This is a genomic window from Kitasatospora sp. RG8, from assembly GCF_017813315.1.
Lineage (GTDB): Bacteria > Actinomycetota > Actinomycetes > Streptomycetales > Streptomycetaceae > Kitasatospora.
This window is the reverse complement of the sequence record NZ_JAGIYX010000033.1, coordinates 13,094-30,037: the sequence shown is the minus strand read 5'-3', so window position 1 is coordinate 30,037 and position 16,944 is coordinate 13,094. Positions and strand designations below refer to the sequence as shown.

General features: G+C 74.8%; 11 protein-coding genes. 8 read left to right on the top strand and 3 right to left on the bottom strand.

What is annotated here, in order from left to right; genetic code table 11:
- Nucleotides 1-125 precede the first annotated feature (125 nt).
- Nucleotides 126-3,014 carry an AAA family ATPase gene (locus J5Y04_RS34455; protein ID WP_209416478.1) on the bottom strand — a complete coding sequence of 963 codons (2,889 nt, stop codon included), beginning with the start codon at nt 3,012-3,014 and terminating at the stop codon, nt 126-128.
- Between the two features lie 254 nt (nt 3,015-3,268).
- Here J5Y04_RS34455 and J5Y04_RS34450 point away from each other — a divergent pair, with 254 nt between their 5' ends.
- A complete protein-coding gene (locus J5Y04_RS34450; protein ID WP_209416477.1) occupies nt 3,269-4,330 on the top strand; it encodes an ATP-dependent DNA ligase in 1,062 nt (353 codons plus the stop codon).
- Between the two features lie 185 nt (nt 4,331-4,515).
- Here J5Y04_RS34450 and J5Y04_RS34445 read toward each other — a convergent pair whose 3' ends face one another.
- Nucleotides 4,516-5,889: a serine hydrolase domain-containing protein gene (locus J5Y04_RS34445; RefSeq protein ID WP_307853450.1), complete on the bottom strand. Its 1,374-nt coding sequence runs from the start codon at nt 5,887-5,889 to the stop codon at nt 4,516-4,518.
- 304 nt (nt 5,890-6,193) lie between these two features.
- Between J5Y04_RS34445 and J5Y04_RS34440 the strand changes: the two genes are divergently transcribed.
- The 6 genes from J5Y04_RS34440 (at nt 6,194) to J5Y04_RS34415 (ending at nt 14,539) form a co-directional block, all read left to right on the top strand.
- On the top strand, nt 6,194-7,207 hold the full coding sequence (locus J5Y04_RS34440; RefSeq protein ID WP_209416475.1) for an ATP-binding cassette domain-containing protein: 1,014 nt from the start codon (nt 6,194-6,196) through the stop codon (nt 7,205-7,207).
- The gene (locus J5Y04_RS34435) at nt 7,204-7,860 is read left to right on the top strand and encodes a hypothetical protein (RefSeq protein WP_209416474.1); all 657 of its coding nucleotides are present in this window, start codon (nt 7,204-7,206) and stop codon (nt 7,858-7,860) included. The genes J5Y04_RS34440 and J5Y04_RS34435 overlap by 4 nt, the downstream gene beginning before the upstream one ends.
- Nucleotides 7,861-8,310: 450 nt before the next feature.
- Nucleotides 8,311-9,339 (top strand): L-threonine 3-dehydrogenase, encoded by a 1,029-nt coding sequence (gene tdh / locus J5Y04_RS34430; RefSeq protein ID WP_148646069.1) that lies wholly within the window; start codon nt 8,311-8,313, stop codon nt 9,337-9,339.
- 26 nt (nt 9,340-9,365) lie between these two features.
- The gene (locus tag J5Y04_RS34425) at nt 9,366-10,559 is read left to right on the top strand and encodes a glycine C-acetyltransferase (protein WP_209416473.1); all 1,194 of its coding nucleotides are present in this window, start codon (nt 9,366-9,368) and stop codon (nt 10,557-10,559) included.
- Between the two features lie 1,076 nt (nt 10,560-11,635).
- The gene (locus J5Y04_RS34420) at nt 11,636-12,547 is read left to right on the top strand and encodes a LysR family transcriptional regulator (RefSeq protein ID WP_209416472.1); all 912 of its coding nucleotides are present in this window, start codon (nt 11,636-11,638) and stop codon (nt 12,545-12,547) included.
- A gap of 666 nt (nt 12,548-13,213) precedes the next feature.
- A complete protein-coding gene (locus J5Y04_RS34415) occupies nt 13,214-14,539 on the top strand; it encodes a deoxyribodipyrimidine photo-lyase (protein WP_209416471.1) in 1,326 nt (441 codons plus the stop codon).
- 97 nt (nt 14,540-14,636) lie between these two features.
- On the opposite strand, the gene J5Y04_RS34410 is transcribed toward J5Y04_RS34415, so the two are convergent.
- Nucleotides 14,637-15,341 (bottom strand): DUF3152 domain-containing protein, encoded by a 705-nt coding sequence (locus tag J5Y04_RS34410; RefSeq protein WP_209416470.1) that lies wholly within the window; start codon nt 15,339-15,341, stop codon nt 14,637-14,639.
- A gap of 527 nt (nt 15,342-15,868) precedes the next feature.
- On the opposite strand from J5Y04_RS34410, the gene J5Y04_RS34405 reads away from it, so the two are divergent.
- Entirely contained in the window at nt 15,869-16,798 is a 930-nt protein-coding gene (locus tag J5Y04_RS34405; RefSeq protein WP_209416469.1) for a Gfo/Idh/MocA family protein, read from the top strand.
- Nucleotides 16,799-16,944: the final 146 nt, after the last annotated feature.

The following is a 16,944-nucleotide window of genomic DNA, read 5'->3' as shown; positions in this document are numbered from 1 at the left end:
GGAGCCACCCGGTACCGGGCACCACTGCGGCGGCGCGCCGACCACCCCCAGGTCCGCGCCGCCGCAGCCGGTTCCCCGGCGCCGCCGCCCGTCCTCCGGGCGGCGGCGCCGGGGTGCGGACCGGCTCATCCGCCGTCCGGGCGTTCGGGGCCGTCCGCGCGATCGGGGTGGACGGCCGCGACGCCCTTGCGGTCGGTGCCGAGCTTGCGCAGCACCTTGGCGACGTGGTTCTCCACCGTCCGCGGTGACAGGAACAGGGCCTCGGCGATCCGCTGGTTGGTGGCACCGGCGGCGAGGAGCCCGGCGACCTGGTGCTCGCGCGGCGAGAGACTGCCGCCGTACCCCCGGCGGCCGGGGCGACGGCGGGCGGCACCGAGGTCGGTCAGCACCCGCCCGCAGCGCGTCGCGTCAGCGGTGGCACCGACCCCCGTGTAGAGGGCCAGCGCCTCGGTGAGCGGCTCGACCGCCCCGGCGCCGCCGGCACCGCGCCACGCGTCGCCCGCCCGATCGAGGGCCCTGGCCGCCTCGTACGGGCGCCCGATCCCGCGCCACCTGCGCGCAGCCCCGCAGAAGTGCCCTGCGGCGCCGGCCGGGTCGGTGTCCAGCAGCAGCAGGCCCTGGGCGACCTCCAGGTCGGCGGCGGCCGCCGGCGCGTCGCACCCGTCCAGTCCCTGCCCGGCCTCGGCCGCCAGCCGCTCGGCGGCCGACCGCCGGTCGCAGGCCAGCGCCGCCTCGACCGCGGCCGACACCAGGCCGGCCGCCCGGGGCCAGGCCGCAGTGCGCCGCGCCGTGTCCACGGCCTGTCCGGCGACCGCCCAGGCGCGCGGTGCCTCTCCTCTGGCCAGGTGGAGCGAGGTCAGTCCGGCGGCCGCCCGCAGCTCGATGCCCACCAGCATCTGGTCGGCGCCGATCCGGAACGCCTCGTGGAAGTGTTCGAGCGCCCGGGTGTGCCGGCCCCGGGCGGCCGCGAGCGTGCCGCCCACGACGGCCCGCTCGGCCCGGGCGCCCCCGGCGGTCGGGTACTCGTCGACCAGCGCGTCGAGCCGTTCCTCCAGCCCCTCCCAGCGGCCGGCGAGGGCGTCCAGACGCAGCCGGGTACCGTGGGACAGGAACATCACGATCGGGCTGCCCACCCGGGCGGCGATCTGCCCGGCCTCGGCCGACAGCGCGGTGGCCCGCCGGTCGTGGCCCAGGTAGGCGGCGGTGTCGGCGACGTTCTGCAGGGCGCGCGCGGTCTGCCGGAGCACCGCGCGGTCGTCCGGGTGGCGCGGCAGCCGCTCGGTCAGCCCCCAGACCGCCGGGTCGCCCTGACAGGCCATCAGGGTCAGGCGGGTGGCGTGGACGGCGGCCTTCATCGCCTCGTCGTCGAGGTCGCGGACGGCGTCCTCGGCGCGCTCCAGCCACGCCCGGGTGTACGCGGGCCCCTCGGCCTCCTTGAGGGCCAGGGCCACCATCGCCCGGACGGCGGGCCCGGGGCGGCCGGCCGCCAGCTCGCCGACCGCCCGCTCGACCTCGTCGAAGCCCGCGGGATCGGCGTTCTCGTTCAGCATGCCCAGGCCCAGGCCGAGCCGGATCTCGCCGCGGACCTCCATCGGCAGCCCGGGATCGTCGAGCAGCCGGCGCAGCACCAGCGCGTCGGTGCGGAAGTCCAGGCTGCTGGCGGCCACCCCGGCCAGCGCCAGGGCCGCCCGCGACCGCGCCTCGCCCGCCAGCTCGGGCCGGTCGAGCATCCGGCGCAGCAGCGGGGAGGCCGTGCCGCCGTCCCGGACGGCGATCGCCTGGTCGGCGGCCTCCTGCGCCCGCAGCAGCCAGCCGGCCCTGTCACCGGCGGCCAGCGTGTGGTGGGCGATCTGCATCAGCGGTACCGGGGTACGGGCCCGGAGCGCCTCGACGGCGCGCCGGTGCAGGCGGAGCCGCGCGGGGCCGGGGATGGCGCGGTACACGACCTGCTGCGCGAGCACGTGCCGCAACGCGTACTCGCCCTGGCCCGCCTCGCGCAGCAGCGACGCCCGGAGCAGCTCGATCACCGCCTCGGCGCCCCGTTCCCGGCCCAACCCGGCGACGTCGGCCAACAACTCCTCGGGGGCCGCAACCCCGAGCACGGCCGACGTCTCGGCGATCGCCGACGCGTCCGGGGACAGCATGCCCAGGCGCCCGGTGACCGCCTCGCGCAGCCCGTGCGGCGCGTCGGCGTCCCGCAGCCGCTCCAGCGCCCCGGGACGGCCGTGGGGCCCGCCCTGCTCGGCGAGGGTGATCAGGTCCTCCTCGGCGACCAGCGGCAGACCCTCGCTGCGCCGGTACAGGGCGGCGCCGAGCGCCGCGGTCGCGGACGGGCCGAGGGCGGCGGCCGCGAGCTCCCGCACCTCCGGCTCCAGCAGCGGGCCGAGCCGGATCACCGAGCCGGCGGTACCGGGCGGGTGGTGGTAGACGGCGCCGAGCACGGCGCCCTTCGGCGGGAGGTCCTCGGCGCGGTAGGTGAGCACCAGGCCGAGGTGCGGCGGCAGGTCGCGGGCGAGCAGCAGGAGAAGGTCACGGGTGGCGTCGTCGATCCAGTGCAGGTCCTCGACGACCAGCACGGCAGGCCCGAGCGCCGTCAGGTACGACCGTACGGCCTGGAGCAGCTGGAAGCGCCGCCCGGAGGCGTCGGCCGGCTGCTGCGGCGGGTCCGGGAGCCGGCCGGCCAGATCGGGCAGCAGCGGGGCCAGGGCGCCGGCGGTGGGCGGGAAGCCGGTGACGTCCGCCAGGTCGGCCTTGCGCAGCGCGTCCACCACCGGCCCGTACGGGAACGGCTCGCGCAGCGGGTGGCAGAGACCGGTCAGCACCTGGCGCCGCTCCGCCCGCAGGACGGCGGCGGCTTCGCGGACCAGGCGCGACTTGCCGATCCCGGCCTCGCCCTCGACCAGCACGACCGCGGGCGGCCGCCGCAGCGCGGCCAGCAGCTGCCCCAGCTCGCGCTGCCGGCCCACGAACCGGAACCTCCCGTCCGGGCCCGCCGCTCCGTCCCCGAGGTCCATCACCTGATCACCACACCGCGCACCCTAGAGTGCGTCCCCGAACTACGGCAAACCACCCAAGGCGGTGCCGCTTGGGGGCGGGGGAGCGGGGTGGCGGGGTGGCGGGGGAGCGGGGTGGCGAACGGCATGCCCGCCCCCTTGCGCCCCGCCCGGCGTGCGTCCCGCCTGGGGCGCGTCCCGTCCGGCGCGCGTCCGCTCCGGCGCGCGCCCCGCCCGGCGCGCGCCCCGGGACGGCAGGCGCGAGGATCGGAGCCATGGACCTGCCCGTGATGCCGCCGGTGGCGCCGATGCTCGCCAAGTCCGTGGCCGATATCCCGCCCGGGATGCAGTATGAGGCCAAATGGGACGGCTTCCGCACCGTCGTCTTCCGCGACGGCGACGAGGTCGAGCTCGGCAGTCGCACCGGCAAACCGCTGACCAGGTACTTCCCCGAAGTGGTCGAGGCACTGAAACGCGAACTGCCACCACGCTGCGTCCTGGACGGCGAGGTGGTGATCGCCCGCGACGGACGGCTGCGCTTCGAGGAGCTGCTGGAACGCATCCACCCGGCCGCCAGCCGGGTCGCCATGCTCGCCGAGCGCACCCCCGCCTCCTTCGTCGCCTTCGACCTGCTCGCCCTCGGCGACGACTCGCTGCTCGACGAACCCCTCGCCGTCCGCCGCCCCGCCCTGGAAGCCGCCCTCGCCGACGCCGCCGACCCCGTCTTCACCGCACCCGCCTCCACCGACCGCGACCTCGCCCGGAACTGGTTCGCCGAGTACGAGGGCGCCGGACTCGACGGCGTGGTGGCCAAGCCGCTCGACCAGCCCTACCGGCCGGGGGAACGGACCATGTTCAAGATCAAGCACGAGCGGACCGCCGACTGCGTGGTCGCCGGCTACCGCGAGCACAAGAGCGGCCCGGTGGTCGGCTCACTGCTGCTCGGCATCAACGACGCCGAGGGCCGGCTCCAGCACGTCGGCGTCTGCGCCGCCTTCCCGATGGCCCGCCGCCGCGAACTCGCCGAGGAACTGGCCCCGCTGCGGATGGACGACCCCGCCGACCACCCGTGGGGCGCCTGGGCCGACGAGGCCGCGCACGCCGACGCCCGGCTGCCCGGCGCGGTCAGCCGCTGGACCGGCGGCAAGGACCTCTCGTGGGTGGCGCTGCGCCCCGAGCGGGTGGCCGAGGTCGCCTACGACCACATGGAGGGCACGCGGTTCCGGCACACCGCCCAGTTCCGCCGGTGGCGCCCGGACCGGACCCCGCAGAGCTGCACCTACGCGCAACTGGAGGAGCCCGTCTCCTACGACCTCGCGCGGGTGCTCGGCAGGTGACGCAGCCCGGACGGAAGCGGTGCAAACTCCGGAAGCGGAACGCGTAGGAATCCGACGCATGCGGCGGGGTACGGAGTCGGACCTTCAGGCCGCCGTGCGGACCCGGGTTCATGGGCCGGCGCGCGGACCCCGACTCCCGGGCCGCCGCGCCGACCAGGTTCCCGGGCCGCCGCGCGGACCGGCCCTCAGGCCACTGCGGGCGAGGGCGAACTGCTCCCCGGGGCGGCCGGGAAGCTGTAGACGTTCCCCGGCGAGACGATCTCGGTGGCCGCCTGCGCGAAGAGCGTCGACGGCTCCGAACCCTGCGACGGGATGTCGGAGTTCAGCAGCACCACCAGCGTCGCCTGCGCCGACGGCAGGTAGACCGCCACGCTCTGGTAACCCGGCAGTGAACCGTTGTGCCCGATCCAGCCGTGGTTGACGAACAGCCCCAGCCCGTAGTCGAGTCCGGGCACCCCGGTGGGCGGCGTCTTCAGCCGTTCGGCCTGGGTCAGCGGGTTGAGCAGCGTGCCGGTGGCCAGCACCTTCGCCCACTTCTGCAGGTCGGCCAGGTCCGAGACGGCGGCGCCCGCCGCCCAGGCCCAGGACGGGTTCCAGTCGGTGGCGTCCGCGACCGCGCCGTCGGGCGTCTGGTTGGTGTAACCGCGGGCGTGCGGCTGCGGGAACGACGCGTCGGCCGGGAAGACGGTCCGCCCCAGACCCGCCGGGTCGAACACCTGCTGCTTCAGGAAGCTGCCGAGCGGCTGCCCGCTGATCTTCTCGATCACCAGGCCGAGCAGCACGGTGTTGGTGTTGGAGTACTCGAACTGGATGTTCGGAGCGAAGTTCGCGGGGTGCGCGAACGCGTACCCCAGCAGCTCCTGCGGCGTGAAGGGCCGGTTCGGGTCGTTGAGGAAGGCCTGAACGAACCCCTGGTCCGCGGTGTACGAGAACAGGCCGCTGCGCATGTCGGCGAGCTCGCGCAGGGTGATCGCGTCGCCGCCGGGCACGCCCGCGAGGTACTTGGCGACCGGGTCGTCCAGGCCCGCCCTTCCCTGGTCGACCAGCCGCAGCAACCCGGTCACCGTGAAGGTCTTGGTCTCGCTGCCGATCCGCATGTTCAGCCCGGTCACCATCGGGGTGCCGGCGATCTTGTCCGAGACGCCGAAGGCCTTGAGATAGCTGCCGTCGGGAGTGGTCAGAGCGACCATCACCCCGGGGACGGAGGTCTGGTTCAGCACCCGCTGCATCGCGGCGTCCAGCCGGGCGGTGACGTCCGGGGTCAGCGGCGCCACGGAGCCGCCCGACGCGCCCGCCGGCCCCGACGCGGTGGCCGGCCCCGATCCGCCCGGCGAACCGGATCCGCCCGGCGAACCGCCGACCGAGGACGGACCACTCGCCGAGGGGCTGAGCGCGGCCGGAACGGCGGTCACCGCCCCTGCCGCCGACGGGTCCGACGCCGCCCCGCCCGAGCAGCCGGCCGCGGCCAGCAGACCCGCCAGGGCGAGCGTCGCCGTGGCCGCCCGCGCGGGGGAGCGGCGGCGCAGCGCGGGCAACGTCCGTCGTCGGGTCTTCGTCACGGTCGGGCTCATCGTCGAGGCGCCTCTCTGCGGCGGACGGCCCCGGAGCACCGCTCCACGAGGCCGGGGGGAGCGTTCGCCACCGTATGCGCGCCACAACGGGCCCGCGCGCCGGGCCGCCGCCCCGCTGGCCCGAACGGACGCAGCCCGCCGACGGCCCTTCCGCACCCCGGCGACTCGTGCACCCCGTCGACCCCTGCGCCCCGGCGACCCGTGCGCCCAGCCGCTGTGGACCGCCCGCAGCGCAGTAGGGTGCGAAGGCGAACTGACGTCAACGGGAGCCGACTTGTTACGGTGCGAAGCAATGGGCAAGCGCTACGGCGCAGGCCGGTGGATCCTCCGCGACGTGGACCTGCACGCCGCCGCCGGTGACGTCCTCGCCGTCGTCGGCGGCAACGGCTCCGGCAAGTCCACCCTGCTGCGGATCCTCGCCGGACTCTCCCGGCCCACCACCGGCCGCGTCATCGGCCGCCCCCGCGAGACCGGCTACGTCCCGGACCGCTTCACCGCCAACGACCGCATCACCGCACTCTCCTACCTGACCCACATGGGCCGGATCCGCGGCCTGCCCACCGCCCGCGCCCGCGACCGGGCCGGCCTGCTCATCGACCGGCTCGCCCTGGTCGGCGGACCGGACGCCCCGCTGCGCACCCTCTCCAAGGGCAACGCCCAGAAGGTCGCGCTCGCGCAGGCCCTGCTCGTCCGGCCCGGACTGCTCGTCCTGGACGAACCCTGGTCAGGCCTGGACGCCTCCGCCCACGGAGTGCTGGGCGAACTGATCGACGAGGTGGCCGGCGACGGCGGGGCCGTCGTCTTCACCGACCACCGCGAGGCGGTCGCCGGGGCCCACGCCACCGGTACCTACGCGATCGGCGACGCGCGGGTCACCCGCCGCACCGACGTCGGGGGCACCGACGTCGGGGGCACCGACGGCCGGGGCACCGAGGTCGGGGGCACCGCGGCGGCGGTGGCCACCTTGGCCGCTGTCGCCGAGGCCGCCGTCACCGAGATCGTCCTGACGGCCCCCGGCGTCGGCGCCACCCCGTCCGGACCGGACTGGTACACCCTCCCCGGCGTGCTGGACACCGCCCGCCGCGACGGTTCCCTGGTGCTCCGGGTCGACCGCAGACACTCGGACGCCGTCCTGCTCGCCGCACTCCAGCACCACTGGTCCGTCGACCGCCTGACCCCGACCGCCAGTGCCACCCGGGTCGACGGCGCCACCCGGGCCGACCGCGCCACCCCGACCGAGGGCGCCACCCGGGCCGGCATTCCCGCCCGGGGCGCATGCGGTGTGTCGAGGAAGGTGGCGCGGTGATCTCCCTGGTCCGCTACCAGTTCGCCACCATGCTGCTCTCCCAGCGCTACCTCGCGCCGGTGCTGCTCTTCGTCGGCCTGGTGACCGTGCTCACCAGTAGCGACAACGGACCGCTCACCGCCACCTACGGCGCGGCGGCCGGCGCCATGCTGCTCTGCTCCACCTGGCTCACCATCGCCCAGGCCGGACTGGAGGACCACGCCCACCGCGCCGTCGTCGTCGTCACCGCGGGCGGCTCCCGCCGCGTCCTGCTGGGCACCGTCTGCACCGCCGCCGTCTGGTGCCTGCTGCTGACCGCCATCGGCCTCGGCATCCCCTTCCTGACCGGCACCCACCCGTTGACCGTCGCCGACCTGCTGCTCGGCACCGAGGCACAGCTGACCTGCGCGTTCACCGGAATCGCGGTCGGCCTGGTCTGCTCCCGCCTGGTCTTCCGGCGGCAGGGCCACGCCCTGCTGCTCGCCCTCGTGCTCCTGCTGGTGCTGTTGGTGGCCAAGGGCCTGTCCCCGGTGAACACGCTGCTCTCCCGGCTCGCGACGACTCCCCGCTCGGCCGACCTGCTGGTGTCCACCGGCGGCCTGCTCGTCGCCGCCGCCGGTCTCCTGGCAGCTGGGGCGGCGCTCACCGAGGCGGTCAGCAGCCGGAGGAGCTGAGCCGACGGGTCCGCCGCCGTCCAGCCCTGGTTCCTGTGCCCTGCGCCCTGTGCCCGGTGCCCTGCGTCCTGCCGTCCGCGCTCCGCCTCCCGGTGCCCGGCTCCCGCCTCGTTCCTCCTGCGCGCTGGACCCGCCGGACAGGCCCGGCGGGTGGCTGCCACCGCCCCCGCGCCCCCGCCGACGGCCCCGCAGTCGCCCGGCCGGTCCGCACACCCCGTGCTGCGCCGAACGGGTGGCCACCGGCACGCCGCGATGGCCGCCCGCCGCTGCTCGGGCACGATCGTTTAGCCCAGCTGTGGCGGCCCTTAAGAATTCCTCGATGGACCGCACCCCCTCCCACCAGGCAGATTGCTCCGTGCCCGGTGAGAAGGAGGCGGCAGCCGCCACCCCGCCGGGCCCCGCCGGCCTGCCCACACCAGGCCGCCCCCTCGCGCGTCAGGAGCCGCCGCAGTGAAGGCACTCGTCAAGCAGAAGGCCGAGCCCGGACTCTGGCTGATGGACGTCCCGAAGCCTGCCATCGGCCCCGGCGAGGTGCTGATCAAGGTGCTGCGCACCGGCATCTGCGGCACCGACCTGCACATCCGTAACTGGGACGGCTGGGCGCAGCAGACCATCCGCACCCCGCTCGTCCTCGGTCACGAGTTCGTCGGCGAGGTCGCCGAGATCGGCGCGGCCGTCGCGGACATCTCGGTCGGCGACCTGGTCAGCGGCGAGGGCCACCTGGTCTGCGGCAAGTGCCGCAACTGCCTGGCCGGCCGCCGCCACCTCTGCCGCAACACCATCGGCCTCGGCGTCGGCCGCGACGGCGCCTTCGCCGAGTACGTCGCGCTGCCCGCCTCCAACGTCTGGGTGCACCGCGTCCCCGTCGACCTCGACGTCGCCGCGATCTTCGACCCCTTCGGCAACGCCGTGCACACCGCGCTCTCCTTCCCGCTCGTCGGCGAGGACGTGCTGATCACCGGTGCCGGCCCGATCGGCATCATGGCCGCCGCCGTCGCCAAGCACGCCGGCGCCCGCAACGTGATGATCACCGACGTCTCCCCGTACCGGCTCGACCTGGCCCGCGAGGTCGGCGTCACGCTCGCCCTGAACGTCGCCGAGCACACCATCGAGGAGGGCCAGCAGAAGCTCGGCCTGCGCGAGGGCTTCGACGTCGGCCTGGAGATGTCCGGCCGCCCCGAGGCGCTCCAGTCGATGATCGCCAACATGACGCACGGCGGGAAGATCGCCATGCTCGGGCTGCCCGCCGAGCAGTTCCCCGTCGACTGGGCCTCCGTGGTCACCTCGATGATCACCATCAAGGGCATCTACGGCCGCGAGATGTTCGAGACCTGGTACGCGATGTCCGTCCTGCTGGAGGGCGGCCTCGACCTCAGCCCCGTCATCACCGGCCGCTACGCCGCCTCCGACTTCGAGGCCGCATTCGACGACGCGGCCAGCGGCCGCTGCGGCAAGATCATTCTCGACTGGACCGCCTGAGCCTCCCCGCCGACTAGGAGTCTGCTGTGTTCGACAACGTGCGCGACGACCTCGCCGCCACCCTCGACGAGATCCGCGAGGCCGGCCTCTTCAAGCCCGAGCGGGTGATCGGCACCCCGCAGAGCGCCGCCGTCACCGTCACCGGCGGCGGACGCCCCGGTGAGGTGCTCAACTTCTGCGCCAACAACTACCTCGGCCTGGCCGACCACCCCGAGGTGCTCACCGCCGCCAAGGACGCCCTCGACCGCTGGGGCTACGGCATGGCCTCGGTCCGCTTCATCTGCGGCACCCAGGACGTCCACAAGGAGCTCGAGGACCGCCTCTCCGCGTTCCTCGGCCAGGAGGACACGATCCTCTACTCCTCCTGCTTCGACGCCAACGGCGGCGTCTTCGAGACCCTGCTCGACGAGCGTGACGCGGTCATCTCGGACGCGCTCAACCACGCGAGCATCATCGACGGCATCCGCCTCTGCAAGGCCCGCCGCCACCGCTACGCCAACCGCGACCTGGCCGACCTGGAGAAGCAGCTCCAGGACACCCAGGACGCCCGCCGCCGCCTCATCGTCACCGACGGCGTCTTCTCCATGGACGGCTACGTCGCCCCGCTGCGCGAGATCTGCGACCTCGCCGACCGGTACGACGCCATGGTGATGGTCGACGACTCGCACGCCGTCGGCTTCGTCGGCCCGAACGGGCGCGGCACCCCCGAACTGCACGGCGTGATGGACCGCGTCGACATCATCACCGGCACCCTCGGCAAGGCCCTCGGCGGCGCCTCCGGCGGCTACGTCGCGGCCCGCCGCGAGATCGTCGCCCTGCTGCGCCAGCGCTCGCGGCCGTACCTGTTCTCCAACTCGCTCGCCCCGGTGATCGCGGCGGCCTCGCTGAAGGTGCTCGACCTGGTCGAGCAGTCGACCGAGCTGCGCGAGCGGCTGGCCGCCAACACGGCGCTGTTCCGGTCGAAGATGACCGAGGCCGGCTTCGAGATCCTGCCCGGCGACCACCCGATCGCCCCGGTGATGATCGGCGACGCCGCCAAGGCCGGCCGGCTCGCCGAGCTGCTGCTGGAGCGCGGGGTGTACGTGATCGGGTTCTCGTTCCCGGTCGTCCCGCACGGCCAGGCCCGGATCCGGGTTCAGCTCTCCGCGGCGCACTCCACCGAGGACGTCGAGCGCGCCGTCGCCGCTTTCGTCGACGCCCGCGCGGCCCTGGGGGAGTAGCCCCTCCGGCGCGGCTCGCGGGGGAGTGACCCCGTGGCGCCGCCCCTGGTGCCGGGGTGCAGCCCGGTGCCTGGTGCCGGGTGCCGGGGAGCGGCCGGGGGCCCGGGAAGCGTTGTTCGGCTCCTCGCGCAGCTCCTCGCCCGACCGCCCGTGGCGCGTCCGCTCGGACCGGACGCGCCACGGGCTCCCAAGCCGCCGTGCGGTGGGGGCCGGCCCGGCCGGCCCCCACCGCACGGCACCAACCCCGTCCCGGAGCTCCCGGGCGGCCCGGCCGGCCGACGGCCGGAAGCGTGGCGCCCGGCCGCCGTGCCATCGAAGACCATCTGCCCCACCCTCCCGCCCGGGAGTGGGAAGTCGGCCTGCCCGACTTCCCACTCCCGACCGCGGACCGCCTTCCCGACCGCGGACCCTTCGCGGTAGGTCCTGCGCGTCACCCCTTCCCCGCGCCGCTCGCCTTCCCCGTACCTCCTGCCGCGCCGCGATTCCGGCCGTTGCCGCACGTCGGGCGTTCGTACGGTTTCTGGCAGGCCCGGGGATGCTGCTCGTGGCGATTTTGGCGCGCACGCTCTCTGGCCGTTCATGCCATTCCCGTCCCCTCCGTGCCGCTCGCACTGTCCGTGCCCTCCCTCCCGTCCGTCCCGGCGCTTTGCAAACAGGTGACTTTGCAAAGCGCGAGGAGTGCGCGGCGAATCGTTTCCCCTGGCTGCGGGTCGTCACTCGGCGCCCAGATGCGCCCCTGCTCTCGCCTGCTCTCGCCTCGCTCAGCGCTTTGCAAATAGCTGCACGGCTTTGCAAAGCGCACGGCCCGGCTCGCGCCGGTGCCTCGTCTCCCGACCTTCTCCCTCTCCCTCTTCGGCTCCCCAGGTTCTCCCTCTCCCTCTCCCTCTCCCCGCGCGCGACGTCGTGCGGGATCCAGGGGGAGCGTGGCGACCGCCGCCGACGAGCCGTGAGCGCTGAAGCCGCAGGGCTCACGGAGATAGGAAGTCGGCCGATCCGACTTCCTACTCCGCCGCCCTCGCTCCAGCGCCCCCGCCACCCCGCTCCGGAGCGCCCCGCGGCGCTGGCAGAATTGGCGTGTGATCGACGCACGACGGCTTCGGACCCTGCGGGCCGTGGCGGACCACCGCACCGTGACCGCTGCGGCGGCCGCCCTCTACCTCACCCCCTCAGCCGTCTCCCAGCAGCTGGCCGCACTGGAGCAGGAGACCGGCCACCACCTGCTCGCCCGCGAGGGCCGGGGCGTCCGGCTCACCGCGGCCGGCGAGATCCTGCTCGGCCATGCCGACGCCGTCCTCGCCCAGCTGGAGCGCGCCGAGGCGGACCTCGCCGCCTATTCCGCGGGCGTCTCCGGCGAGGTCACCGTCGCCTCGTTCGCGACCGGCATCTCCCTCGTCCTCGCCCCCGCCATCGGAGCCCTCGCCGTCCGCGCGCCAGGCGTCCACCTCAAGGTGCTGGACGCGGAAGGGGACGCCAGCCTCCCGATGGTCCTGGACGGGCGTGCCGACCTCGCGGTGGCCGTCGAGTACCGGGGCGCCCCGCGTGCCGACGACGCCAGGCTCACCCGGGTGCCGCTGTACGCGGAGCCGTTCGAGGCGGTGCTTCCGCTCGCCCACCCGCTGGCCGCCGCCGAGGGACCGATCGCCGTGGCCGACCTCGCCGACGAGCCGTGGATCGGCCCCTACCCCGGCAACCCCTGCCACGACGTGGTGCTGCTGGCCTGCGAGTACGCCGGGTTCCAGCCGCGCCTGGTGCACTCCTCGGACGACTTCCGCGCCGTCGTCGCGCTCGCCTCGGCCGGCGCCGGGGTCGCGTTGGTGCCGCGCTCCGCGCTGCTGGGCGTGGACCTCGCCCGGGTCGCGGTCCGGCGGGTGGACAGCGCACTCGCCACTCGCAGGGTCTTTGCAGCGGTCCGAGCCGGCGCGGACGGCCACCCGCTGATCCGCCCGGTCCTGGACGCCCTCGCCGAGGCCGCCGCGGCCACCGCCTGAGTTCGGCCACCGCCTGAGTTCGGCCACCGCCTGAGTCCGGGCACTGCCTGAGAGCGGACCCCGGTCGAGCCTCCTGCCGCTCCCTCCCGCCCCGCCGCTCCCTCCCGTCCTGCCGCGTCGAGCGCGGCGCGCCTCTCCGGCCAGCGAGACCAAGCGGCCGGTGGCCGGCGGACGGTGATCCGCCGCCCTCCGGTCCAATCCGCAGGGTGCATGGCTCCGAACGGAACCTGTAGACCGCATGACAGGCCGCTCAGCCGGCCCGAGCCGCCAAGGGGGTCTCGTACCCGCGCCCGCCCGCGTGCCCACACCCGCCCTCGCGTCCACAGAGGCCGCCGCGTCCACCATCAACGCGGCTCCACGCGCCGACAGCGGAGTGACCATACGACCGCGCGCGTGAGACGCGCCGCCTGCCGTGCCGCCCGCTGCGACCCGCCGCCGACACGCCGAGCGGTCGGGTGTACCTGCCCGGCCCACTCCTGATGACATGGCTACTGGCCCGCCGCAGCGGTGGACCGTTGCCACCGTGGCGGCACGCGGCCCGCACCGGCGGATACCCGAGGCGGTCACCGAGCCGCCGAGACGACGCCCACTCGACCACCCACCCACCCACCCACTCACTGACCCGACCAATCAGCCCACCCACCCGACCAGCCCGAGGCACCGCCGATGACCGTCTCCGTCGCCCTGTTCACCCAGGACCTCCGCCTGCACGACAACCCCGTCCTGTACGCCGCCCGTGCCGCCGCCGACCAGGTCGTACCGGTGTTCGTGCTCGACCCCGCCGTCGAGGCCGCGGGCTTCAGCACCCCCAACCGTCAGGCCTTCCTCGCCGACTGCCTCGCCGACCTGGACGCCTCGCTGCGCCGGATCGGCTCCCGGCTGGTCGTACGGCACGGCGACGCCGCCGAGCAGACCGCCCGGCTGGCCGAGGAGACCGGCGCGGTGAGCGTGCACGTCGGCGCCGGGGTCAGCGCTTTCGCCCAGCGGCGTGAGGTCGGCCTGCGGGCGCGGCTCGGCGACCGGTTGCACGTCCATGACGCCGTGCTGACGGTGGTCCCGGCAGGCCGGGTGACGCCGGCCGGAAAGGACCACTACGCCGTCTTCACCCCGTACCACCGGGCCTGGCAGCGTGTGCCCCGTCGGGCCGTGTTGCCCGCCCCCCGGTCGCTGGGCTCCCCGCCGGCGGTGCGCGGCGAGGACCTGCCGACCGCCAGTGCGGCGTCGCCCGCGCTGCCGCCCGGCGGGGAGACGGCCGGCCGGGCACGTTGGCGCAAGTGGGACGTCGACGCCTACGCGGACGTGCACGACGCGCTCGCGGACGACGGCACCTCCCGGCTCTCGCCGTACCTGCACTTCGGGTGCCTGTCGGCCACCGAGCTGGTGGTGCGCGCGCTGGAGCGCGGCGGTGAGGGCGCGGAGGCCTTCGTCCGGCAGCTCGCCTGGCGGGACTTCCACCACCAGGTGCTCGCCGCCCGGCCCGACGCCGCGCACCGGGACTACCGCACCCGGCACGACCACTGGCAGCACGACGAGCGTGAGGCCGAGGCCTGGCGGCAGGGGCGCACCGGCTACCCGATCGTCGACGCCGGCATGCGGCAGCTCGCGCACGAGGGCTGGATGCACAACCGGGCGCGGCTCCTGACGGCCTGTTTCCTCGCCAAGTCGCTCCACCTGGACTGGCGGATCGGCGCGCGGCACTTCCTGAGCCTGCTGGTGGACGGTGACGTGGCGAACAACCAGCTCAACTGGCAGTGGGTGGCCGGTACCGGGACGGACACCCGCCCGAACCGGGTCCTCAACCCGCTGCTCCAGGCCGACCGTTACGACCCGGACGGCGCGTACGTACGACGTTGGGTACCCGAGCTCCGCCACGTGCAGGGCCGGGCCGTGCACCGGCCCTGGCTGCTCGCCGACCGCCCCGACTACCCGGACCCGATCATCGCGCCGGACACGCTCGCCGACCGCCTGCGGCACGCACGCGGCCTGGACTGACCCCAGCCAGCCAGCCAGCCAGTCAGCCAGCTGGCCCGGCCCGGACCCGCCCGGGCCGGTCGCCGCCACGTGAACGGCGGCCGGCCCGTCTGCGCGGCTACGGAGCGGGGGTGGCGGCCTCGACGGCGGGACCGGTGAGGAGGGCACCGGTCTCGGAGTACGGCCAGCCGTTCGGCACGCAGCCGTGCAGCCCCTTGATCTGCTGCATCATCACGGGCGCCGGCAGGCCCGGACCGGGGCAGTCGACGTGCCCGAGGCCGAGGACGTGGCCGACCTCGTGGTTGACGGCGAGCGCGTGGTACAGCTCGGGCCGGCCGCTGTAGAACTCCGTGAGCTCGTTCCAGCGCTTGAGGTTGATGACCACCTGGTGGCCTACGCCGCAGTTCACCCAGCCGCCCGTGTCCAGCCCGTACTGGCCGCATATCCGGTCGGTGGTCTCCGGGGTGGCCAGGTAGACGGTGAAGTCCACCGGGTCGGCGGGCATGCGCTGGAAGGACCGGGTGCCGTCCGCGGCCCAGCCGAGCCGGACGTTGCCGAGGACCGCGTCGACCTCGGCGGCGAACTGGTCGGGAGTCTCCTTGATCCCCTTCTCGGCGCGCACCTTGTAGCGGTAGAGCTTCTCGCCGGTGCCGAAGCGGGGGGAGCCACCGCCGGCCGTGGTGAACTCCATCGGCTTCTGCCGGCCGGTCGCGGCCGGGGTCCACGGGTGCCACCAGAGCAGGCCGGCGACCAGGGCGGCGGTCACCACCCCGGCGAGCGCGCCCGTCCAGACCCTCCGCCGGGATCCGCCGAAGCCCTTCATCGGCCGCTCCCCACAGCAGGCCGGGCCTCCGACCGGCGGGTTCTCCGGCGGGCGGTGGGCAACGGCACCGGGGGCCTCCGGTGGACGGTGGCTTCCGGGCGGCGAAGAGCTGGGGCCTGGGTGGACATGGTGGCGGGACGACTCCTGTACGGGGACCGGACGTGTGGACGGTTCTCCAGGAGAGGACGGGCCGGAGTGCACGACCGGTTCAGCCTCCTACCGGCCTCCCACGGTCTCTCCACCAGCCTTCCACCGACCTTCCATCAGCTTTCCATCGGCCTTCCACCGGCCCTCTGCCGTCCCCGGGGCCGTCCTCAGGGCCGCCCCTCGCGCCCGAACCGCGCCCGCCTCGCGCCCGCCCCGCGCCCGCTCCCCGTCGTCCTTCTGCCGGCGCGGCCCGCCATCGCCCCCGCGCCCGGGCGGGCCGTGCGCGGTGTGCGGCCGGGGTCGCTGCGGGGCCGGTCGCCCGGTGCGCGTGACGCATAGGGTTGGGCGGGCTGATGATCGTCCGTACGACAGGAGATGCCATGAGTGAGACCGACGTTCGCGATGCCGCGCTCCCGGTGGGTGTGATCGGCCTGGGCGACATCGCGCAGAAGGCGTACCTGCCGGTCCTCACCGCGCTGCCGGGCCTGGACCTGCGGCTGATGACCCGGGACCGGGCCAAGCTCGACCGCCTCGGCGACACGCACCGGATCGCCCCCGCGGACCGGTTCACCGACCTCGGCGCTCTGATCGACAGCGGCATCCGGGCCGCGTTCGTCCACGCCGCCACCGACCAGCACGTCCCCATCGTGGAACAGCTGCTGACCGCCGGCGTCGACGTCTACGTGGACAAGCCGCTCGACTACACCGTGGACGGCGCCCGCCGCCTGGTCGACCTGGCCGAGAAGACCGGCCGCTCCCTGAGCGTCGGTTTCAACCGCCGCCACGCCCCCGCCTACGTCCAGGCGAAGGAGCGCCCGCGGGACCTGATCATCCTGAAGAAGAACCGCGAGGGCCTCCCGGAGGCGGCCCGCACCCTCGTCTTCGACGACTTCATCCACGTCGTGGACACCCTGCGCTTCCTCGTCCCCGGCGAGATCGACCACGTCGACGTCCGCTCCCGCACCCGTGACGGCCTGGTCGAGCACGTCGTCCTCACCCTGGCCGGGGAGGGTTTCACGGCGCTGGGCGTCATGAACCGGGTCTCGGGTTCCACCGAGGAGATCCTCGAAGTCTCCGGGGCGGACTCCAAGCGGGAGGTCCACAACCTCGCCGAGGTGATCGACCACCGGGGCCAGCCCACCGTCCGCCGCCGCGGCGACTGGGTCCCCGTCGCCCGGCAGCGGGGCATCGAGCAGATCGTCCTCGCCTTCCTGGACGCCGTCCGCGCCGGCCGGACCCTCGACGCCCGCGACGCGCTGCGGACCCACGAGCTGTGCGAGCTGATCGTCGAACGCATCGAGTCGGCCTGACACAGGGCGCAGCATCGGCCCGGGCCCGCCGCGTGGCCCGCCGCGTGGCACGGCGGTGGGCCGGGATCGGTGGGTCCGGGAGCGGTGATCCGCGATCGCCTCTGGAATCGGGCCCGCGGAGCGGTACTGTGGACAGTCACGGTTGC